Annotated in this window: 1 tRNA gene; it reads right to left on the reverse strand. The window is 51.7% G+C overall.

The features are described from left to right. Positions 1–51 precede the first annotated feature (51 nt). A tRNA-Leu gene (locus tag AACR11_RS21215) sits at positions 52–138 on the reverse strand. Positions 139–232: the final 94 nt, after the last annotated feature.

Raw genomic sequence — 232 nt, forward strand, 5'->3', positions numbered from 1 at the left:
GGCCGGTCAACTCGACGGCGGGATATTAAATTCACCCACTCAATTTTAGGATGGTGCCCCGGGCCGGACTTGAACCGGCACAACGCGAACGTCGAGGGATTTTAAATCCCTTGTGTCTACCAATTCCACCACCAGGGCAACGCAATCAATGCGATGGTAACACCACCTGCTCTAACGACCTGCGCCGTGAGAACGAGGCGTACTTTAACGGATTAAGATTTTAGGTCAACAA

It is taken from the genome of Vibrio sp. L85 (genome assembly GCF_963871815.1).
Classification (GTDB): domain Bacteria; phylum Pseudomonadota; class Gammaproteobacteria; order Enterobacterales; family Vibrionaceae; genus Vibrio; species Vibrio harveyi.